21 protein-coding genes are annotated in these 20,707 nt (G+C 64.8%); 8 read left to right on the top strand and 13 right to left on the bottom strand.

Annotated features, from left to right (window positions below; genetic code table 11):
* Nucleotides 1–5 precede the first annotated feature (5 nt).
* The gene (locus AABA86_RS19425) at nt 6–380 is read right to left on the bottom strand and encodes a DUF2946 family protein (RefSeq protein ID WP_338308189.1); all 375 of its coding nucleotides are present in this window, start codon (nt 378–380) and stop codon (nt 6–8) included.
* A 480-nt stretch (nt 381–860) separates the two neighbouring features.
* On the opposite strand from AABA86_RS19425, the gene AABA86_RS19420 reads away from it, so the two are divergent.
* The 5 genes from AABA86_RS19420 to AABA86_RS19400 all read left to right on the top strand — a co-directional run bounded on the left by AABA86_RS19420 (nt 861) and on the right by AABA86_RS19400 (nt 6,284).
* Nucleotides 861–1,265, top strand: coding sequence for a globin (locus AABA86_RS19420; protein WP_338307956.1), 405 nt, complete (start codon nt 861–863; stop codon nt 1,263–1,265).
* Between the two features lie 139 nt (nt 1,266–1,404).
* Nucleotides 1,405–2,427: a sugar ABC transporter substrate-binding protein gene (locus AABA86_RS19415; RefSeq protein ID WP_018320172.1), complete on the top strand. Its 1,023-nt coding sequence runs from the start codon at nt 1,405–1,407 to the stop codon at nt 2,425–2,427.
* Between the two features lie 6 nt (nt 2,428–2,433).
* Nucleotides 2,434–3,936 carry a sugar ABC transporter ATP-binding protein gene (locus tag AABA86_RS19410; RefSeq protein WP_338307955.1) on the top strand — a complete coding sequence of 501 codons (1,503 nt, stop codon included), beginning with the start codon at nt 2,434–2,436 and terminating at the stop codon, nt 3,934–3,936.
* 11 nt (nt 3,937–3,947) lie between these two features.
* A complete protein-coding gene (locus tag AABA86_RS19405) occupies nt 3,948–4,973 on the top strand; it encodes an ABC transporter permease (RefSeq protein ID WP_212250873.1) in 1,026 nt (341 codons plus the stop codon).
* A 234-nt stretch (nt 4,974–5,207) separates the two neighbouring features.
* Nucleotides 5,208–6,284 (top strand): serine hydrolase domain-containing protein, encoded by a 1,077-nt coding sequence (locus tag AABA86_RS19400; RefSeq protein ID WP_338307954.1) that lies wholly within the window; start codon nt 5,208–5,210, stop codon nt 6,282–6,284.
* A gap of 137 nt (nt 6,285–6,421) precedes the next feature.
* Here AABA86_RS19400 and AABA86_RS19395 read toward each other — a convergent pair whose 3' ends face one another.
* The 5 genes from AABA86_RS19395 to AABA86_RS19375 are packed head-to-tail and all read right to left on the bottom strand — an operon-like array spanning nt 6,422 to nt 11,826.
* Nucleotides 6,422–7,465 carry an ABC transporter ATP-binding protein gene (locus AABA86_RS19395; RefSeq protein ID WP_338307952.1) on the bottom strand — a complete coding sequence of 348 codons (1,044 nt, stop codon included), beginning with the start codon at nt 7,463–7,465 and terminating at the stop codon, nt 6,422–6,424.
* Nucleotides 7,458–8,438, bottom strand: coding sequence for an ABC transporter ATP-binding protein (locus tag AABA86_RS19390; RefSeq protein WP_338307951.1), 981 nt, complete (start codon nt 8,436–8,438; stop codon nt 7,458–7,460). Before AABA86_RS19390 ends, AABA86_RS19395 begins: the two co-directional genes overlap by 8 nt.
* A complete protein-coding gene (locus AABA86_RS19385; protein WP_338307950.1) occupies nt 8,435–9,256 on the bottom strand; it encodes an ABC transporter permease in 822 nt (273 codons plus the stop codon). Before AABA86_RS19385 ends, AABA86_RS19390 begins: the two co-directional genes overlap by 4 nt.
* The gene (locus tag AABA86_RS19380; protein WP_338308187.1) at nt 9,253–10,176 is read right to left on the bottom strand and encodes an ABC transporter permease; all 924 of its coding nucleotides are present in this window, start codon (nt 10,174–10,176) and stop codon (nt 9,253–9,255) included. Before AABA86_RS19380 ends, AABA86_RS19385 begins: the two co-directional genes overlap by 4 nt.
* A 60-nt stretch (nt 10,177–10,236) precedes the next feature.
* Nucleotides 10,237–11,826 (bottom strand): ABC transporter substrate-binding protein, encoded by a 1,590-nt coding sequence (locus tag AABA86_RS19375; RefSeq protein ID WP_212250868.1) that lies wholly within the window; start codon nt 11,824–11,826, stop codon nt 10,237–10,239.
* 553 nt (nt 11,827–12,379) lie between these two features.
* On the opposite strand from AABA86_RS19375, the gene AABA86_RS19370 reads away from it, so the two are divergent.
* Nucleotides 12,380–12,991: a hypothetical protein gene (locus AABA86_RS19370; protein WP_338307948.1), complete on the top strand. Its 612-nt coding sequence runs from the start codon at nt 12,380–12,382 to the stop codon at nt 12,989–12,991.
* A gap of 223 nt (nt 12,992–13,214) precedes the next feature.
* Here the strand turns inward: AABA86_RS19370 and mtnK are convergent, their stop codons facing one another.
* Nucleotides 13,215–14,504, bottom strand: coding sequence for an S-methyl-5-thioribose kinase (gene mtnK / locus AABA86_RS19365; RefSeq protein ID WP_338307946.1), 1,290 nt, complete (start codon nt 14,502–14,504; stop codon nt 13,215–13,217).
* A gap of 276 nt (nt 14,505–14,780) precedes the next feature.
* Here mtnK and AABA86_RS19360 point away from each other — a divergent pair, with 276 nt between their 5' ends.
* Entirely contained in the window at nt 14,781–15,230 is a 450-nt protein-coding gene (locus AABA86_RS19360) for a YidB family protein (protein ID WP_338307945.1), read from the top strand.
* A 33-nt stretch (nt 15,231–15,263) separates the two neighbouring features.
* Entirely contained in the window at nt 15,264–15,527 is a 264-nt protein-coding gene (locus tag AABA86_RS19355) for a GlsB/YeaQ/YmgE family stress response membrane protein (RefSeq protein ID WP_338307944.1), read from the top strand.
* A 90-nt stretch (nt 15,528–15,617) separates the two neighbouring features.
* Here the strand turns inward: AABA86_RS19355 and AABA86_RS19350 are convergent, their stop codons facing one another.
* From AABA86_RS19350 to nuoN, 6 genes are all read right to left on the bottom strand, one after another.
* Nucleotides 15,618–15,965 (bottom strand): hypothetical protein, encoded by a 348-nt coding sequence (locus AABA86_RS19350; protein WP_212250858.1) that lies wholly within the window; start codon nt 15,963–15,965, stop codon nt 15,618–15,620.
* 35 nt (nt 15,966–16,000) lie between these two features.
* On the bottom strand, nt 16,001–16,276 hold the full coding sequence (locus AABA86_RS19345; RefSeq protein WP_028141469.1) for a DUF1467 family protein: 276 nt from the start codon (nt 16,274–16,276) through the stop codon (nt 16,001–16,003).
* A gap of 9 nt (nt 16,277–16,285) precedes the next feature.
* A complete protein-coding gene (gene mce, locus AABA86_RS19340) occupies nt 16,286–16,690 on the bottom strand; it encodes a methylmalonyl-CoA epimerase (protein WP_212089931.1) in 405 nt (134 codons plus the stop codon).
* Nucleotides 16,691–16,778: 88 nt separating this feature from the next.
* Nucleotides 16,779–18,449, bottom strand: a complete 1,671-nt coding sequence (locus tag AABA86_RS19335) for a ribonuclease J (RefSeq protein ID WP_338307941.1) — start codon at nt 18,447–18,449, stop codon at nt 16,779–16,781.
* On the bottom strand, nt 18,449–19,255 hold the full coding sequence (locus AABA86_RS19330) for a biotin--[acetyl-CoA-carboxylase] ligase (RefSeq protein ID WP_338307939.1): 807 nt from the start codon (nt 19,253–19,255) through the stop codon (nt 18,449–18,451). The genes AABA86_RS19335 and AABA86_RS19330 overlap by 1 nt, the downstream gene beginning before the upstream one ends.
* Before the next feature lies 1 nt (nt 19,256).
* On the bottom strand, nt 19,257–20,693 hold the full coding sequence (nuoN, locus tag AABA86_RS19325) for an NADH-quinone oxidoreductase subunit NuoN (protein WP_212250852.1): 1,437 nt from the start codon (nt 20,691–20,693) through the stop codon (nt 19,257–19,259).
* Between the last annotated feature and the right edge of the window lie 14 nt (nt 20,694–20,707).

Genomic DNA, 20,707 nt, shown 5'->3' with positions numbered 1-20,707 from the left:
CTACGTCAGGAGAATTGAGGTGGCGCGCGCGCCTGGGCGCTCGAACCCTTGTGAGCGCTGATGGCCGACGCATCCGCCGGCTGCCACACCACGCGCGCGGCATGGCGGAAGGGAATCGAGAGTCCCGCGTGCGTCGGCGAATCGAGCGACGCGCCCGCCTGCGCCAGGCAGCACAGGGCGCACGCACCGGCATGCGCGGCCGGGGTCCCCGTCCGATCGTCGAGGCCGCCCTGCTCGCTCGCACTGTGGCAGATGACGCCGGCAGACAGCGGATCGGCAACGGCCCGGCCGGTCGCCCAGCACGCGGCAATCGGCGCCAGCACCTGCATCGCCAGGGCGAGCAGGACCAAGGGTAGGAATTTCTGTAGCCGCGCGCGCATCCGCCGAACCGTCTGTTCGTCCACCAACTAAACACCGTGCCGCCCCCAAGTCGAGGTCAGTTCCGCCGCCTTCTTGGCCCAGCACAAATTTGGCGAAAACTGTGGCCGCGGTACCCCAGCACGGCACCGAGCGTGGGCGCTTGAGGCAAATCAATCGGCCCGACATCCACAGATTTCTTATATTTGTCATATACTTGCGGGGCCAAAAGCCCGATCATTTCGTCTATTGCTCGAATTTTGAACATTCGTTGCCGAAAATGATGACAAGTGAGAAAAGTTGATCTAGCATCCCCCTTGCTCAGGCTGGCCGTGAGGTCGAAGTCTGGTGGTCCAAGTCTCGGGAGGAGCCCCTGGCGCGCAAAACGCAGCGTCGCCCCGTCAATCAAGAGCAAATCTTAGAATCGGGGATAATAGGGTCGACACAATTTTTGAGCGGGGCCAGGGCCCCGCTCTTTTTTTGTCCGCATGGCACTTTCGCCGATGAATATGTCCTCCAATCCGGTCGAACTCAGCTTTGAGCTCGCGGCCTCGCGCTGCGCGGATCTCACGCCCCTCGTCTACCAGCGCCTGTTCGACGAGCATCCCGAAACGCAGGCGATGTTCCGCTCGGAGGGCGGTGACCTCGTGAAGGGATCGATGCTCGCGCTGACGATCGAGGCGATTCTCGATTTCGCCGGGATGCGTCATGGGCATTTCCGGCTGATTGCCTGCGAGGTTGCCTCGCACGACGCCTATGGCACGTCGCGCCAGCTATTCACCGCCTTCTTCACTGTCATCAGGGACACGCTGCGCGATCTGCTCGGCGCTGAATGGTCAATCGAGATCGCGCAAGCCTGGGACACATTGCTCGTCGACATCGACGCATTCGCGGGCACGACCGCCTGACGCTTTGCGCTGCACCAACGCGGCTTGCTGCGACGGCGCGTGTGATTGCAGATTGAGTGGCATCAACTCTTGTGAGACACTTTCGACATCGGTTGCGCAATCAATGACGCGCCGACGATAAAATTTATGGGAGCGAGCGATGTCCGGGACGAAAGATTTCTCGACGACGAGGCGCGATCTTCTTCAGGCGGCAGCGACCGCCGGCGCCGGAGCTGCCCTTCTCGGCAGCATGGGCATAAATCCAGCGCTAGCCGCAGAAGTGGGGCGAAGCGAGAAGCCGCTGAAGGCCGCCTTCTCCAATGCGGGCCTTCAGGCCACCTGGTGCGCCCAAGGCAAGCAGGCCGCCGAATTCTGGGGCAAGCTGTTCAACGTCGAAGTCACCTGGTTCGACGGCCAGCTCGACGCCGTGAAGCAGCGCGCGGCAATCGACAACATGGCCTCGCAGAAATGGGACTTCGTCGCGATCCAGGCCTTCGGCATCGGCACCCTCACCCAGCCCGTGCAGAAGATGATCGATGCCGGCACGCCCGTGATCGACATGGACACGCTGATTGCGCCGCTCGACCAGATCAACGTCCACTCCTTCCTCGCTCCCGACAACGAGTTCATGGGCGCCTCGGTGACCCAGGCGCTGTGCAACGCGATGGGCGGCAAGGGCAAGATCATCATGACGCAGGGCGCGCTCGGACATACAGGCGCGCAAGGAAGAGCCAAGGGCTTCACCAACACAGTGAAGCAATTCCCCGGCATCGAGGTGCTCGACACCCAGCCCGCCGACTGGGACGTCTCCAAGACCGCGCGCCTCTGGGAAACATATCTGACCAAGTACCCGCAGATCGATGCGGCGTTCTTCCACAATGACGACATGGCGCTCGCGGCGGCCAACATCATGAAGGCGCGAGGCCGCACCAACATCCTGATCGGCGGCGTCGATGCCATGCCGCCGGCAATCCAGGCGGTGAGCGAAGGCCGCATGTTCGCGACCGTCCGCAATCCCTCCTGCCGCATCCATGGCGGCGCCATCATCGCGGGCGTCTCCGCCGTGGTCGGCGGCGAGAAGAGCGGCCAGGGCATTCCCAAGAACGTCGTCACCGACGGCCCGGTGGTGACCAAGGCCAATGCCGCCGGGATGCAGTGGATGCAGGATCACTTCCTGATCTGAACTTTCATGCCCGAGGTGCGTTCGCCCATCCTTGAACTGCAGGGCATCACGAAGAGCTTCGGCGGCGTCGAAGCGCTTCGTGGTGTCGACTTCGCGCTTCATCCCGGCGAGATCCATGGTCTGGTCGGCGAGAACGGCGCGGGAAAAAGCACGCTGATGAAGATCATCGCCGGCGTGCACACCGAGTTCTCCGGCCGCTTCCTGATCGACGGGGCGGAGACGCATTTCCGCTCGGCGCGCGATGCGCATGCAGCCGGCATCGCCATGGTGCATCAGGAGCTCAGCGTCGCGCCTGATCTCACGGTCGCCGAGAACGTGTTCCTGGGCAATCAGCCGACCAACGCCCTTGGCTTCGTGCAATGGCGGCGCATGGCGCGCGAGGCCGGCGAGCAGCTTGCCCGCTTCGGCATCGACGTCGATCCGATGTCGCGGCTCGGCGACCTGCCCATCGGACTGCAGCAGCTGATCGAGATCGCCCGCGTGCTGTTCTCCGGCGCCCGCATCGTCATCCTGGACGAGCCGACCTCCGCCCTCTCCCCGCCGGAGGTCGAGCGCCTGTTCGCAACGCTCCGCCGATTGCGCGAAGAAGGCACCAGCATCGTCTTCATCTCGCATTTCATCGAGGACATCCTGCTTGTGTCCGACACGGTGACCGTGTTCCGCAACGGGCGGAAAGTTGCCGAGACGGCAGCCTCGGCCACCACCAAGGGCGCGCTGATCGAGGCCATGATCGGCCGCGGCGGCGAAGCGCTCGAGCACAGCTACACCGACGACCTGATGCTGCCGCAGCCGAGCGACAGCTCGGTGGTCCTGAAGGTCGATCAGCTTTCGCTCGCGCGCAGCCTGAAGGACATCTCCTTCGAAGCCAGGGCCGGCGAGGTGCTCGGTATCTACGGCTTCATGGGCTGCGGCCAGCAGGAGCTGTCGCGCATCCTGTTCGGCAAGCTGAGGCCTGATGGCGGCACGCTTCTCGTCGAAGGCACGCCCAAGACCTTTGCCAGCACGGCGGCGGCGCGGCGCGCCGGCGTGGCGCTGGTGCCCGAGAGCCGGCGCGACATGCTGTTTCATCAGGAGCCGGTCTACAAGAACATCTCGATCAGCATTCTCGACCGCATCTCGGCGCTGCTGCTCAAGCCGGCACAGGAGCGCGACATCGCGCAGCGCCAGGTCGAGCAGTTGCAGATCCGGCCGCCGGTGGTCGGCCTCGACCTCGGCATGCTCTCCGGCGGCAACCAGCAGAAGGTGGCGCTGGCAAAATGGCTGACCTACCCGCCCAAGCTGCTGGTGCTGTGCGAGCCGACCCGCGGCATGGATGTCGGCGCCAAGAACGACGTCATCAACATCGTCCGCGACCTCCGCGCCAAGGGCCTTGCGATCATCGTGCTGTCGACCGAGCCCGAAACGGTGCTGTCGCTGGCCGATCGCATCCTCGTGCTCAAGCGCGGAGCACTGGTGCGGGAATTCAAGAACGAGCCGGTCAGCAAGGACCGCCTGCTGGAAGCGGCGTGACGGAGAAGCACATGAGCAGCGAAACGGCTTTGGCGGCGGGGCAGCGGGCGCGAGGCGTTGCGCCCTTCCTGCGCTCGCAGATGCGCAACATCGCCCCGTTCCTGACCCTGATCTTCCTGTCCGGCTTCTTCGCCTTCGCAAGCCCCTCCTTCGCGACGCTCGACAATCTCGGCAACATCCTCACGCAGGTGTCGGTCACGGGCATCATCGCGGTCGGCCTCACCTTCGTGATCCTCTGCGCCGAGATCGACCTCTCGATCGCCAGCATCGCCAACGTCACCGGCATCGCGGTCGCCTACTTCACGCTGCAGGAATCCTACGTCAACATCGCCAACATTCCGCTGCCCGGCGCGGTCGCGATCATCCTGTCGATCCTGCTCTGCGCCCTGCTCGGCCTCGTCAACGCGCTGGGGCTGACCGTGATCGGCATCCCCTCCTTCATCATGACGCTGGCGATGATGCAGATCGCCGCCGGCATCTCCGCGCTGCTGGTGCGCGGCCAGATCGCCTACAAGGTGCCCAGCCTGATCACCACGCTCGGCTCGGGCTCGATCGGCGGCATCCCCTGGCTCGTCATCATCGCCGCGCTGATGCTGCTCGGCGGCCATCTGGTGCTGACCTACACGCGCTTCGGCCGCTACGTCTACATGGTCGGGGGCAACCGCGAGGCGGCCGAATATGCCGGCCTCAACGTCAAGCTCATCCTGGGTGCGGTGATGGTGATCTCGGCGGTCTGCTCCGGCATCGGCGGCATGCTGGGCGTAGCCCATTTCGGCAGCGCACAGCAGAACGAGTTCGACACCTACCTGCTCGACTCCATCGCCGCCGTCGTCGTCGGCGGCACCAGCCTGTTCGGCGGCCGCGGCGGCATCGGCAACACCATCGTCGGGCTTTTCGTTCTCGGTGTTCTCAACAACGGCCTCGACCACGTCAACATCGACAGCTTCCTGAAGATCCTGATCCGCGGCCTGATCCTCTTGGCGGCGCTGGTCATCAACGTCTACGCGCAGCGCTTGAGGGAGAAGACGGCGGAGTAGACGGAGCTCGAAGTAAAAACTGCGAAAACAACCCCATGCACAGTAGAAACTGTGAGGAAGTTCAGCCGCTTACCAAACTGCAATTGCGTGAATGCCACCGCGCTGACGTTTGACACGTCGGGCAAAGCAGGAGCACAACTCCGTCATGGCACCGATCGCGTGCCCCGTGGAGCGAGCACCCGAATGGCTGTCATCGATCGTCGCGCTGCCCTAGCGGGTGCAGGAGCGCTTCTCTTGACGACAGGCCCGCTTGCCTCAGCGCCCTTCGCGTGGGGACCGATCCCCCCGTCCGATGCGGGCTTTGCGTCCGACCTCGATGAGCGGCTCGACAAGGCGATTGCGGACAAGCGCGCCTGGGGCCTGCATGGTGTCGTCGTCACGCGCATGGGCAAGCTCGTGCTCGAACGCTATTTCGCCGGCGAGGACGAAGTCTGGGGCACCCCTCTCGGCCGCGTTACATTCGGCCCCGACACGCTGCACGACCTGCGCTCGGTGACGAAGAGCATTCTCGGCCTGCTCTATGGGATCGCGCTCGATCAGGGCAAGGTGCCCGCGCCCGAGCAGAAGCTGATCGCGCAATTCCCCGAATGCGCCGACGCCGCGACCGATCCCCGTCTCCAGCGCCTGACCGTCGCGCACGCGCTCACCATGACGCTAGGGTTCGACTGGAACGAGGACATTCCCTACCAGGACCCGAACAACAGCGAAATTCAGATGGAGAAGTCGCCCGATCGCCTGCGCTACATCTTCAGCCGTCCCTTCATCTCCGATCCCGGCGCGCGCTGGATCTACGGCGCGGCGGGCACCGAACTGATCGGACAACTCCTGGTGAAAGGCACCGGCCAGTCGCTGCCGGATTTTGCACGCACGAACCTGTTCGATCCCCTCGGAATCGGTCCGACCGAATGGACCAAGGGATTCAACGGGCAGCCCGCGCCCGCATCCGGCCTGCGTATGACGCCGCGCGATCTCGCGCGCATCGGGCAATTGATCCTCAACCGCGGGCAATGGGACGGGCGTCAGATCGTCTCGACGGACTGGCTGGCGAAATCGTTCCAGCCCTACGTCCCCTGCGACGAGCAGCGCCGCTACGGCTATTTCTGGTACAGCGGCGATCTGCAGTACGGCCAGCCGCCGAACCGCCCGATCACGCATTGGGTCGGCGGCTTTGGCTATGGCGGCCAGCGGCTGTTCGCGATGCCCGACCTCGGCATCGTGGTCGCCATCACCTGCGGAAATTACGCCGACGAACGGCAATGGATGCCGCCGATCCGCGTGATCCGCGACGTCGTGTTGGCCGGGCTGAAGTGAAATGTCGTGCGAGGACCCGTCATCCTGAGGTGCGGAGCAGGCGATGCGAAAGCATCGCATGCGAGCCTCGAAGGATGAACGGCCGAGGTGGGCAGCCGGGCGGTCGCCCTTCGAGGGCCGCTGAAGGAGCGGCCACCTCAGGGTGACGGTGATAGGGCAAGGCTCGCTGCGCCGATCTCATCGGCCCGCCAGCAGCGCACTGCGTGCCCATCGGCGCGCATCTCCAGCACAGGCCCCGGCTCTTGCCGGCACACCGCCTCCGCATAACGGCATCTTGGGCTGAAGGCGCATCCGTTCGGCGGATTGAGCGGGTTGGGAAGGTCGCCGCCGGTGGTCGCCAGCGGGGCGTGGCGCAAGGGATCCGGGATGGCGGCGATCAGGGCCTGCGTATAGGGGTGCGCCGGCCGTTCGAAGATCTCGCGCCAGTGGCCGTTCTCGACGATGCGGCCGAGATACATCACGGCGACGCGGTCGCTCATGTGCTCGACGACGCCGAGATCGTGGCTGATCATGATGTAGGACAGGCCGAGCGTGTCCTTCAGTTCCAGCAGCAGGTTGATGATCTGGGCGCGGATCGAGACGTCGAGCGCCGAGACCGGCTCGTCGCAGATGACGATTTTGGGGTTGAGGATCAGGGCGCGGGCAATGCCGATGCGCTGGCGCTGGCCACCGGAGAATTCATGCGGGTAGCGACCCGCCTGCTCCGGCCGGAGGCCGACATGCCGCAGCATGGTCGCGACGCGGTCCTCGATCTCGCTTTTCGCGGTGACACCGTGCACCCGCAGGGGATCCTCTAACGTGCGACGCACGGTCTGGCGCGGATTGAGCGAGGCGTAAGGGTCCTGAAACACCATCTGCACGGTGCGGGCCAACGCCTTCCGATCGCCGGATTGCCTGCTCCTCACGACCTGCCCGTCCAGCACGATGCGGCCGCGCGTCGGCGTCAGCAGGCCAAGGATCGACAATGCGACCGTCGACTTGCCGGAGCCGGACTCGCCGACGAGGCCGAGGCATTCGCCGCGCTTCAGCGTGAGATCGACGCCATCGACGGCCCGGAGCATCCGCTTGCCGCGGCCCAGCAGGCCGCCACCGAGCGGAAAGTGAACCGCGAGATCCCTAACGCTGAGGATCAGGTCATCGTCCGGCCTCCGCTCACCCAGCATGTCTTGCGGCTCATGCATGGTGATGGCACCTGACCAGACCGCCGGCTTTCAGCCAGTCCGTCTGCGGCACGACTGTCCGGCAGATCTCGCTCGCTTGCACGCAACGCGGGTTGAACCGGCAGCCATCCGGGAAATTCGTGATGGCCGGGACGACGCCTGCGATCTCCTTGAGCCTGGTGCGGCCGAGTGCAGCGCGGCTGCCGAGCCTCGGCAGCGAGGCGACCAGGCCTTGCGTATAGGGATGCGACGGCGCGCGGAAGATGTCGGCTGAGCCGCGCTCCTCGACGATGCGGCCGGCATACATCACGGCGACGCGGCGGCAGACGTTTGCGACCAGGCCGAGATCGTGGCTGATCATCAGGATGGCCGTTCCACGCTCGGCGCACAAATTCCGCATCAGCTCGATGATCTCGGCCTGCACGGTGACGTCGAGCGCCGTGGTCGGCTCGTCGGCGATCAGGAGATCCGGACCGCAGGCGAGCGCAATCGCGATCATCACGCGCTGTCGCATGCCGCCGGAGAGCTGGTGCGGGTAATCGTGGACACGTCGCTCGGGCGCGGGGACGCGGACGCTCGCCAGAGCCTCGACCGCCAGCCGGCTCGCCTCCCGCCAGCTCTTGCCCTTGTGCAGCACGAACATCTCGGCGATCTGCCGGCCCACGGGCGAGACCGGGTTCAGCGCCGTCATCGGCTCCTGGAAGATCATGGCGATCCGATTGCCGCGCAGCTCCCGCTGTTTGGCCGCCGAAAGGTGCTGGATCTCCTGTCCCTCGAACCGGATGACGCCGCCGCCGATCGAGAGCGGCGGTCGCAACAGCCCGATCAAGGCGAGCGCCGTGATGCTCTTGCCGCAACCGGATTCGCCGACGAGGCCGAACGTCTCGCCGCGGTCGATGCGGAACGAAACGCCCTCGGCCGCCGCGACGCGCCTCGATCCGTCGTCGAGATCTATGCGCAAATCCTCGACTGCGATCAGCGGCGCGCCGGTCATGTCCGCCGGCTCCGCGATTGGGGATCGAGAATGTCGCGCAGGCCATCGCCGAGCAGGTTGAGGCCAAGCACCGTCAGGAAGATGGCAAGGCCCGGAAACACCGAGAGCCATGGCGCCGTCGTGATCTGCTCGCGGGCCTCCGACAGCATGCTGCCCCAGCTGGGAAACGGTGGACGGACGCCGAGGCCGAGGAACGACAATGCGGCTTCGGACAACACCGCGCTGCCCATGCCCAGCGTGCCGATGACGATGATGGGGCCCAGCATGTTCGGCAGCAGCTGCGTGGTCATGATACGCAAATCGCCGTAGCCGAGCACGGTCGCAGCCTGCACATAACCCTGGCTCCTCAGCGACAGCGCCGAGGCTCGCGCGATCCGGCACGTGAAGGACCAGTTGGTCAGCCCGAGCGCGATCAGCAGGCTGGTCAGGCCGGGGCCGAGCACCGCCATGATCGCCAGCGCGAAGATCAGCGAGGGGATCGCGAGCATGAGATTGGTCAGGGCGTTGACGACATCGTCCCACCAGCCGCCAAAATAGCCGGCGCTCAGCCCCAAGGCCACGCCGATGACGCTGTTGATGAGCTGCGAGATGATGCCGACCGTCAGCGAGACCCGCGCGCCGTACACGACGCGGGAATAGATGTCGCGGCCCTGGTCGTCGGTCCCGAACCACCAGGTCCAGCTCGGGGGCTCCTCCGCGTTCATGAGGTTGGCGTCGAGCACGGGGTCGGTGTGCGCCAGCCAGGGCGCGAGCAAGCCGACCAGGATCGCCAGCGCGAACAGCGCTCCGCCGATGACGAGATTGGCGCGGAGCTTCATGCGTAGCGGATCCTGGGATCGATCACGCCGTAGAGCACATCGATCAGCAGATTGATCGCGAGAAAGGCCAGCACCACCACGAGAATGGAGCCCTGGACCGCCGGAATGTCGCGCTGCAGGACACTGTCGACCAGCAATGAGCCGATGCCCGGCCACGAGAACAGCTTCTCGACCACGACCGCCTGCCCCATCAGCGCGCCGAATTGCAGGCCGACGGTGGTGAGAATGATGACGAGCGCGTTGCGCATGACATGCCACTTCACCAACCGCGTCTCGCTCATGCCCTTGGAGCGCGCGGTGCGGACGAAATCGGCGGTCATGATCTCGAGGACCGCGGCGCGCGTCGTCCGGGCAAACAGCGCCATCGGCGAGACGCCGAGGGTCACGGCCGGCAGCAATAGATATTTCAGTCCGCCGTCACCATAGCCGAAACTCGGCAGCCAGCCGAGCTTCAACGCGAACAGGTACATCAGAACAAGTCCGAGCCAGAATTTGGCGATGGAAAGGCCCGATACCGCGACGACCATGGCAAGCGTATCGACGATTCCGCCCGGTCGCAGCGCTGCGATGAAGCCAAGCGGCACACCGATCACGACCGAGAACGCCATGGCTGCGAAGATCAGTTGCAGCGTCGGCCAAGCCCGCTTGGCGATCATGGTCGTGACGGGCTCGCGGGTCCGGAACGAGGTGCCGAAATCACCGGTCGCGAGCTTGGCAATGTAGGCACCGAAACGCACGTAAATGGGATCGTCGAGGCCGAGCTGCTTCTTCATGCGCAGCTCGACCTGCGGATCGCTGTCGTCGCTCATGGAGGAGACGATGCTGCCGGGAACGACGCTGAACAGCACAAAGACCAGCAGCACGACGGCAAGCACGGTCGGAATGGTCTGCAGCAGGCGACGGAACAGGAAGGAGAGCATCGGCACTTTTCCTCTCTCCCTCCATCGTTCGCTACGACGGAGGGAGCGCGAGAGCGCATGTCACTTCGCGGGCGAGGTCTCGTCGACCCAGAGGTCTTCGACGTTCTGATGGGTCAGCTCCGTCGCGTTCAGCTGAATCCCCTTGAGCCACGGCTGCACCGCCATGACCGCCTTGTTGTAGTTGAAGAACCAGACCGGAGCCTCCTCGTAGAGCAGCGCATTGGCCTTTTGCAGAAGCTGGGTGCGCTTTGCAGCGTCGTCGGCCTGCCCGGCCTCGTCGACGATCCTGTCGAACTCGGCGTTCTTGTAGGTCATGTAGTTGCAGGCCGGCTGCGGCGTCGACGAGTGGAAGCATTTGAGGGCCGCCAGCGGATCCGGGCCGCTCGCCTGGGAATAGATGAAGGCCTGGTAGTCGCCGCTGCGAACCACCTCCGCCAGCACCGCGGTCTCGACCTGCTTGACCTTCGCCTTGATGCCGACCTTGTCCAGCATCGGGATCACCGCCGAGACGATCGGCAGGCCCCAGCTTTCATTCTGGCTGGTGGTCCATTCGAATTCGAAGCCGTTGGGATAGCCAGCGTCGTTGAGCAGCTGCTTGGCCTTGGCGGGATCGTAAGCGTACGGCTTCATCGCCTTATCGTAGGCGGGCGAGGTCAGCGGCAGCCAGCTGGTGGCGCGATAGGCCTTGCCCTTGACCAGCTTGTTGATGATCAGGTCGGTGTCGATCGCGTAGTTGATCGCCTGCCTGACGCGCTTGTCGGCAAACGGCTTGAATGAGGGATTCATCCCCATGTAGCGCGTGAAGACCTCGGCGACCTCGACGATGGTGCCCTTGAGATTGGCGTCGGATTGGTAGGCCACATATTGCGCGGGCCCGAGCACGGAGGTGTCGACCTCCTTGTTGCGGAAGGCGACGTCGCGCGCAGCGGCCTCGGCCATGATCGACACGACGATCTTGTCGGCATAGGGCTTGCCGGGCTTGTAGAACCGGTCCCACCGCTCCAGAACGATGCGCGATCCCGGCACATGCTCGACGAACTTGAAGGGCCCGAGACCGATCGGCTTCTGGATGAAGCTCTCCTTGGCGCCCTCGTCGGCGGGATAGATCGAGGTCAGCGCGGTGAAGAAGTAGAAGCCGGGATCGACGTTCTCGGTCAGCTTCATCTCAACGGTGAAGTCGTCGATCTTCTTCAGCCCGGAGATCTCCTTGGCCTGACCCTTCTCGACCGCGGCAGCGCCCTCGATCACGCGGACAAACCGCGCGCCTGGATAGGCCTTGGTGCCGTCCATGATGCGGGTGTAGGACCAGATGACGTCGTCGGCCGTCATCTTGCGGCCATTGTGGAAATAGGCGTCGTCGCGCAGCTTGAAGGTGTGAACGAGGCCCCCGCCCGAGACAACATCCTCCTTGGCAAGCTCCAGGACCGGTTTGCCCTCAGCGGAATTCCAGATGTAGAGCGAGCGATGCAGGGCCTTGGCGTAGATCTCGTCCTGGGCGCGCTGCGTGGTGTGAATGTCCAGGCTGGTGAAACTCGAGCCATAGGGCGCCGTCATGCGGATGGTTCCGCCCTTGCGCGGCGTCTGGGCCTCAGCTGATCCGGCGAGCGCCAGTCCCAAGCCCGCGACGATCGCCATCATCCTGAACATCATGTGTCCCCCACCAACGCAGGTATTCCGATCAGAGATTTGATCATTCGTAGCCCGTCGAACGCAAGCTTCGTTTTTGGTGGAGGCCGATGCCAGTTCCGAAAGGTGGCTCTTCGACGACGCCCTCGGGGCCGGTTGCATCCGCGTAGCAATGCAAGCTGCCGATTGACGCGGTGCGTCATCGAGTAACGGGAACAGTGAACATTTTTCGTGATCGACGCGACCAAGCTCAGGATCGTTATCTGAGCCTCAAGGATCGCGGAAAACAAGGATCGCGGAAAAAATGACCCGCCGAACGCTAGGTATCCTACTCGCCGGCAGTCTCGTCGCCGCGACAGCGGCGATGGCGATCCCCGTCACGCTGGACCCTGCCCGCGACGGCGCGACGAAAAACATTCAAATCAATTGGTCCCACACCAAGCGGTCAAACGGGTTTGTCGACGATACATGGTGGGCACTCAGGAGCCGTTGCGCCCCGGACTATCTTGGCGAGCGCCTGCTCTGCGGCACTATCGGGCTTCTGACACATGCCACGAGCCGGACATTCGAGGCCAAAATGTCCGACGACATGGGCCTGCCGCTGGTCGACCGTTGGGCCCTGATGACCGCGAAGAATTCGCCCTTCATGAGGTCGGCTCACGTCGAGACGCCGCTCGGTCTTGCGGCCGTGCTCGGCTTCTATCGCGCTGCACTCGAAAATCGCGGCTGGACCGAGAACGACGGTGCGGTCGTCGAGCCAGACAGGGCCGTTGTCGCCTTCACGACGTCAGATGGTCCGGCGCTGCTCCGGCTCGTCCGTCAGGACAACACAACGATCGCCGACCTTGCGCTGCGCAAGCCGTTGGCCGCCACGGCCAAAATCCGGCCGTCACCGGGACAAGTGATGTTCTTGCTCGGCAACGAGACGGATGAAGCGGCCGACATCACCGTCAATGAGCGAACCATCAGACTGGCGGCTCACGCCGGAGAGAACCTGATGGATTCCGATGCCGTCGCGGACAAATTGCCTGATAGCCAGAAAATTGATCTGCCGCCGGGCAAGTACAAGGTCACCCTCAAGCTCAAAGGCACCGCGGCGCAGAAGCGGGAGTTCGAGGTCGCGGCCAACGAGACCTGGGGTCTGCTGGTTGGACCGGACGGTGCCCCGCTTCCGATGCGGCTGTATTGAGGGCGCGCTGGCGTCTTGGACCGTCATCCTGAGGTGCGAAGCATGCGATGCGAACGCAGCGCGTGCTGAGCCTCGAAGGATGAACGGCCGCGATGCAGCCGGGCTGTCGCCCTTCGAGGCCCTCGCTACGCTCCGGCACCTCAGGGTGACGATGAAACAGCTGCGCCCGTTGCCCGGCATTGTCATTGTGAGCGCGGAGCGCGCTCCTCGCCACAAAGCCCTGTCAGTCCGTTAGCTCCGGCTGCCAGTCCCGCAGTTTTCGCGCAGCACCCGTAACGTCGGCGATCGTCCGAAACGTCCCCGCCTCCACCATCATCGCCCGTGCGAGCCGCACCGCGCGGGCCTCGCTGATGGCGCGCTTCTTCGCGTCCTCGATCAGCTCGAAATCGATGTTGTGGGCGAGACCGAAGATGCGGCGGATGGTTTTTGCGGCAGCGAAGCCGACGGTGTCGGCGAACAGGCGCTGCATGTAGGCCTGCCGCTCGCCCTCCAGGCGCGCCGCGCCCCGCTCGCCGGCGAAGAGTGAGACCGGATAGGCGTCGCCAGTGCCCTCCACCCGCCAGAGGTCGAGGAACTTTCGGGCGAACTCGTTCCAGACCGTTTCGACCGTGGCCAGCACCCAGGCCTCGAATGCGGCCCGCTCGCCCGGTGCACGCTCGTGCCCGGCGGAGGCGAAATAGGCCATCAAGAGGTTGGCGAGCACGGCGCCGACGTCGAACCCCATCGGACCATAGAACGCAAATTCCGGATCGATCACCCGCGTCTGGCGGTCCGTCACCATGATCGAGCCGGTGTGGAGGTCGCCATGGAGCAGCGCCTCGGGGCTTGCCATGAACTTCAGCTTCAGCCGGGAGATCGCAACATGCAGCTCCATGTCATCACGCAGGCTTGCAGCGAGCGCATCGAGATACGGCGCTGTCCAGCGGTTCTGTTCGGCGATGCGGTAGGGATCGGTGAAGATCAGATCCTCGGTGATCTTGCAGAGCGCATGGTTGCCGGCGAACGCGGCGATGCCCTCCTTCTTCTCGGCCGCGGACAGCGCGAGGTCGGAGGTGAAGAACAGCGTCCGCGCCATGAAGGTGGTGATGTCACCGACGAAGCCTGGATATTGCGTTCCCGCAACCAGCCCCTTGCGCATGATGATGTGGGGTTCGAGCAGCTCCATCACCGTCAGCGCCAGGGCCTCGTTGTGATGCAGCAAAGCCGGCACGAGGCCGGGCGCGAGCTGGGCCTGCCGGGACAGAGCCAGATATTCGTAATGGGCCCGCGACAGCGGCAGCGGCCAGCTTTCGCCGACGAGGCGCACATAAGGCAGCGCCTGCTTGACGGCGACGCCGCCGCTTGCGCCCTTCATGATGAAGACGAGATTGAGGTTGCCGTCGCCGACCTCGGTGATCTCCCAGGAGGCCGGCTCGCCGCCCAGGAGTGCGGCGATATCAGGAAGGCCTGCCAGATAATCCCGCAGCGCCGCTTCATGCAGAATTCGATAGTCCCCTGCCCGGTCCCCGGTCATGACGATCCCACCCATGCTTGGCCTGGCCTGATCGCAACTCCCGCTTCTGGGAAGCTTGAGCGATCCCGGCCATTCTTTTGATCGGATCGTAATCGCAATCAAGGCGGTCCGCCACCTGTGCGTCGCCGGCGCACGCCAGGAGCCGTTGCACGCAAAGTTCTCCGTGTCGGGCGACCAGGCCGGGCCGCGCGGTCGAGAGTCCGCGATTTGCCGATTTTTGGAACACAAGCGGGCTGAGACAGTTTTGCGTTTCTGAGATTTTGAAGGAGTTAGCCAATGAGCCGCGGGATGCCCTCCATGACTGCCCTTCTGGCGATGCTGGCGATGGCTGGCTATCAGAATCGCGACAAGTTGGCTGAGCTGCTGAAAGGTGCGACCGGCGGCTCGTCCCCGGGCGGCCAGCAGCCGCCTGGAGGAGTGCTCGGCAATCTGGGCGGCATGCTCGGCGCCGGCGGGATCGGGGGTCTGCTCAATGGAGGCATTGGCGAGCTCCTGGAGCGGTTCAACCAGAACGGCCAGGGTGAGGTCGCCGATTCATGGGTCAAGCCTGGACCCAACAAGGAAATTTCGTCGCCTGAGCTGAGGAATGCCATCGGCTCCGACGTGCTGGAGAAGCTCGAACAGCAGACGGGACTCTCGCAAGACGAGATCCTCACAAGGCTATCCCGGGAATTGCCCTCGGCGGTCGACAAGTACACGCCGGACGGACACCTGCCTGCCGCATAATCGCCGCCGCTTAACCTGGAAAGAGGTGTGGAAATGAGTGTTCTCTGGACAATCATGATCGGCTTCGTCGCCGGCGTGATCGCGAAGTTCATCATGCCTGGCGACAACGAGCCGTCCGGCTTCATCCTGACGACCATCCTCGGGATCATCGGCGCCTTCGTTGCGACTTACCTCGGGCAGGCGCTCGGCTGGTATCGTGCCGAAGAAGGCGCGGGACTGATCGGTGCGGTCGTGGGCGCGATCATCGTGCTGTTCGTCTACGGGCTCATCGCCGGCCGACAACGCCAAGCGATCTAGACCCCGCGCGGGAGCGGCTGATCGGGCGTGCGCGAACTCGCGCCGCATCGAGCAGGCGGCGGCGCGCTCATGCCTGCCAGCGCCGGATCGTTACTCCCGCTCCAAAAAGCTGGAGCCGATCTCGGCCTTTCTTTTGATCGGATCGTAATCACAATAGACGCTGTCCGCCACCAGCGTGTAGCTGGCGCTGACCGTGTATTTGTCCAGCTTGGCCGAGTTCAGGCCGATCACCGAGGTGCTCTTGCCCCCGTTCCATTTGAACGGCGTCGAGCTCTTGGCCTGCTCGCAGGCCATCACGGCTTCGTTGAAGACATAGCCCTCGACGAACGCCTTCAGGGTGCGCACCTGCGCAGCCATCCGCCATTCGAAATAGCCGATGGCACCGATGCCGGCGACGATCAGCACCAGAAGTGCAATGACGATCCTCTGAAAAGCCATTCCTTCCCCCCAAACAATATCGTCGGCAAAAACGTCTAGAACGGCATTCCCATCAATTTCGACAGGCGCTCGATCGAGAGGTAGCCGGCGTGATAGGCCGCGAGGCCGAGGCCGTAGATGATCGCCGAGATGATGGTGGTCCAGATCAGCTTGCGTCCCATCCGCGTCAGGATCGGCGCGCCGGGGTCGGTGCCGGGCGCACCGACGCCATCCTCGTGCTGGCTGCGCACGCCGAACGGCAGCGTCAGGAACAGCGCGACCCACCAGATGACGAAGTAGATTGCGATCGCGGTTGAGATCTGGATGGCCATGGTTCGGCCCTATGCCTGCTCGATCTCGACCAGCGCACCGGAGAAATCCTTCGGATGCAGGAACAGCACCGGCTTGCCATGGGCGCCGATCTTGGGCACGCCGTCGCCGAGCACCCGCGCGCCCTCCTTCACCAGCGTGTCGCGCGAGGCGATGATGTCGACGACCTCGTAGCAGACATGGTGGATGCCGCCGTCGGGGTTGCGCTCGACGAATTTTGCGATCGGCGAGGCCTCGCCGAGCGGCTCGATGAACTCGATCTTGGTGTTGGGCAGCGTCGCGAACACGGTGATGACGCCGTGCTCGGGCAGCGGTACGGCTTCCGAAATCTCAGCGCCGAACGCGGCGCCATAGATCCTGGCGGCCTTGACGGCGTCCTTGGTCGCGATCGCGACATGGTTGAGCCGGCCCAGCATGTGTCTTCTCCCCTAAGGCATGATCCGGACCCGAAGGGCCGCGTTAGCGCAAAGTGTGACGCGGTCTTCCGAAAAGATCATGCCCAAATTACACTGTCAGTACGTGTACCAGACAGGGGGGCTTTTTGCCCCAATGTTCGTTGATCACGGCCCGGACGGCGCGTCGCACCGACTCGCCCAATGCGTCGGGGTCGCGGCGGCGCACCTTCGGCAGGCCCTCGATGGTGGAGACCACGGCATCGAAGACGATGTCGTCAAAGGGCTCGCCTGCTCTGTTCTTCTCGGGAATGCCGACGAGATCGACCTCGGGATCGTCGGCCAGCTCGCCCTGCTCAGTCATGGCGATGGCGACGAAGGCACAGCCGGAAAACGCCATACGTCGCCGCTCGACCACGGCGCGGGACTTGGAGTCCTCCACGATCGTGCCGTCCTTGTAGAGGCGGCCGGAGGGCACTTCGCCGATGATGCCGGGATCGCCCGGGCCGAGCTTGATCAGGTCGCCGTTGCGGACGACCAGGACGCGGGGCACGCCGGCGGCGCGCGCCAGCTTGGCGTGCTCGTTCAGGTGCAGCGCCTCGCCGTGGACGGGGATCAGGAGTTGCGGCTTCACCCAGGCGATCATGTCGCGCAATTCGTCGCGGCGGGGATGGCCGGAGACGTGGACCAGATGATCGCGATCGGTGATGATCTCGACGCCCTGGAGCACCAGATTGTTGATGATCGAGCCGACCGCCTTCTCGTTGCCCGGGATGGTGCGCGAGGAGAAGATGACGCTGTCGCCGCGGTTGAGCGTGATCTCGGGATGGTCGTCATTGGCGATGCGCGCCAGCGCCGCGCGTGGCTCGCCCTGGCTGCCGGTGCACAGCGCCAGCACCTTGTCCTGCGGCAGATGGCCGTAGACCTCGGGCGAACGGAAATTCTGAACGCCGTCGAGATAGCCGCATTCGCGCGCGACCTGCACCACGCGCTCCATGGCGCGGCCGACCACGACGACCTCGCGGTCGGCAGCTTTCGCCGCCGCCGCGACGGCCTTGATGCGCGCGACGTTGGAGGCGAAGGTCGTCACCGCGACGCGGCCCTTGGCGGCCTTCACCAGATCGATGATGGTCCGGGCGACCTCGGCCTCGGACGGCGAGCGGCCGTCGCGCACCGCATTGGTGGAATCGCCGATCAGGGCGAGCACGCCCTCCTCGCCGAGTTCGCGCAGGCGCTTCTCGTCGGTCGGAGCTCCCAGGGTCGGGGTCGGGTCGATCTTCCAGTCGCCGGTGTGCAGCACCGTGCCGGCCGGGGTGTGGATCGCCAGCGCATGCGCTTCAGGAATGGAGTGCGCGACGGGGATGAACTCGACGTTGAACGGGCCGACATCGACGCGGCCGCCGGACGGCACCACCGTCACGGGGATCTTCGGCGCGTTGCGCTCGGCGGCGCATTTGGCCTCGAACAGCGCCGCGCTGAACTGCGTGGCATAGATCGGGCATTTCAGCTTCGGCCAGAGATCGATGATGGCGCCGAAATGATCCTCATGAGCGTGGGTCAGCACCAGGCCCATCAGGTTCTTGCGTTCCTTCTCCAGAAAGCTGATGTCGGGCATGATCAGGTCGATGCCCGGCAGGTGCTCCTCGTCGCCGAAGGAGACGCCGAGGTCGACCGCCATCCAGGCGCGCTGCTGGCGGCTGCCGAGGCCGTAGATCGACAGGTTCATGCCGATCTCGCCGACGCCGCCCAGCGGCGCAAATACCAGTTCTTCGGGCTTCGCCATCACGCAGCTCCTACGGACGCGGCCGAACCGAAGAACACCTCGCCCGCGGCCACCGGCACGCGGCGGCCCTCCGCGGTGCGGACGATCAGGCAGCCGGTGTCGTCGATCGTGTCAAAAATGCCTTCCAGCGTCATCGCTCCCGTGTGGATTGCGACCCGCTCGCCGAGCCCCGCGGCGCGCTCCAGCCACAGCTTGCGGATCTCGGCAAAGCCGCTTCCATTGTCCCAGATGCCGCGGAACTCGACCCAGGCGTCGGAGAGCGCCGAGAACAGCTCCTCCGCACTGATCTGCACCCCGAGCGCGGCCAGCGACACCGCGGGCGTCGGCGTGCCCTCGGGCGCTGCCACGACATTGGTGCCGATGCCGACGACGACGGCGAGGCGGTCGCCGATGGCTTCGGCTTCGAGCCCAATGCCGACGAGCTTCTTGCCACCGGCCAAAACGTCATTCGGCCATTTCAGGGCGTAGCGCGGACGATCAGGGCCGAGGCGGAGTGCGGCCTCCAGGCTGACCTTCTCCAGCGCGGTCTCCTCGGCCAGTCCCGCGGCAAAACCAAGGGTGGCGGCGACGGCGGGAGCAACGTCCATGACCTCGAGGATGCTGGCGGCGAGATTGCCGCGCGGCGCGATCCAGGCGCGCTGACGACGGCCGCGGCCCGCAGTCTGCTCCGACGTGACGAACCACATCGGACCGCCTTCGCCGCGCCTCGCGTGCTCGATCGCCTCGGTATTGGTCGAGCCGGTCCGTTCGAACGCCGCGAGCCTGTAGCCCGCGGATGATGCGCGAGGACCGAGCGCGAAACCCATCCTAGAACAGCGACTTTGCCGCGGCGGAGGCGACGCTCACCACGGGACCCGCGAACAACGCGAACAGGATGTTGAACAGGCCAAAGACCGCCAGCACCGTCTTCACCTCGACGCGTACCGGATCGACCTGGCCGGCCGGCTCGTCGAAATACATCGTCTTGACGATAGCGAGATAGTAGTAGGCGCCGACCACGCTGGTCAGCACGCCGACGACGGCGAGCGTGAACAAATTTGCCTTGATGGCGGCGACGAAGACGTACCATTTGGCGAAGAAGCCGGCGAGCGGCGGAATGCCCGCGAGCGAGAACAGCAGCATCGCGAACATGAAGGCGAGCAGCGGATTGGTCCGCGACAGGCCGGCGAAATCGCTGATCTGCTCGACCGCCTGGCCGTTGCGGCGCATGGCGAGGATGATCGAGAACGAGCCCAGCGTCATCGCGACATAGATCACGATGTACATCAGGACGCCCTGCGCGCCCTCGACCGTGCCGGAGGCAAGGCCGACCAGCGCGAAGCCCATGTGGCCGATCGAGGAATAGGCCATCAGGCGCTTGATGTTGCTCTGGCCGATCGCGGCGAAGGAGCCCAGCGCCATCGAGGCGATCGCCACGAACACCAGGATCTGCTGCCACTGCGAGACGATGCCCGGGAACGCGGTGAGCGTGACGCGGGTGAACACGGCAAGCGCAGCGACCTTCGGCGCCGAAGCGAAGAAGGCGGTGACCGGGGTCGGCGCGCCCTCGTAGACATCAGGCGTCCACATGTGGAACGGCACGGCCGAGACCTTGAAGCAGAGGCCGACGAGCAGGAAGACGAGGCCGAACACCAGGCCGACATTCGAGACCGTCGCGGCCGCGGCGATGCCGGTGAAGCTGACCGTGCCGGTGAAGCCGTAGATCAGCGAGGCGCCGTAGAGCAGCATGCCCGAGGACAGCGCGCCAAGCACGAAGTACTTCAGGCCGGCTTCGGTCGACTTGGCGTTGTCGCGGTTCGAGGCCGCCACGACGTAGAGTGCCAGCGACATCAATTCGAGGCCGAGATAGAGCGAGATCAGGTCGCCGGCCGAGATCAGCACCATCATGCCCAGCGTCGAGAGCAGCACCAGGATGGCGTATTCGAAGATGCGGCGCGACGGGTCGGACAGGAACTCGGTCGACAGCACCAGCGTCACTGCCGAGCCGATCAGGGCCAGGATCTTCATGAAGCGGGCGAAATCGTCGACGATGAAGCTGCCGCCGAAGGTCACCTGCTTGCCCGCAGGCAGCATGTATTCGAGCACGCCGACCACGACCAGGAGCACGACCGCCAGCGAGGTGACGGCACCGGTCGTCCCCTGCCCGCGATAGGCGCCCAGCATCAGCAGAGCCATGGCGCCGACCGCGAGCACGATCTCGGGCAGCACCGGCGCCAGTTGATAACCTGCAGTCTCAAAGCTCATGGCGATATCCTGAC

The organism is Bradyrhizobium sp. TM233 (assembly GCF_036247965.1).
GTDB classification, from domain to species: Bacteria; Pseudomonadota; Alphaproteobacteria; order Rhizobiales; family Xanthobacteraceae; genus Bradyrhizobium; species Bradyrhizobium ottawaense.
Note: the sequence above shows the minus strand (reverse complement) of the source record. Positions and strands in the feature narration are given on the sequence as shown.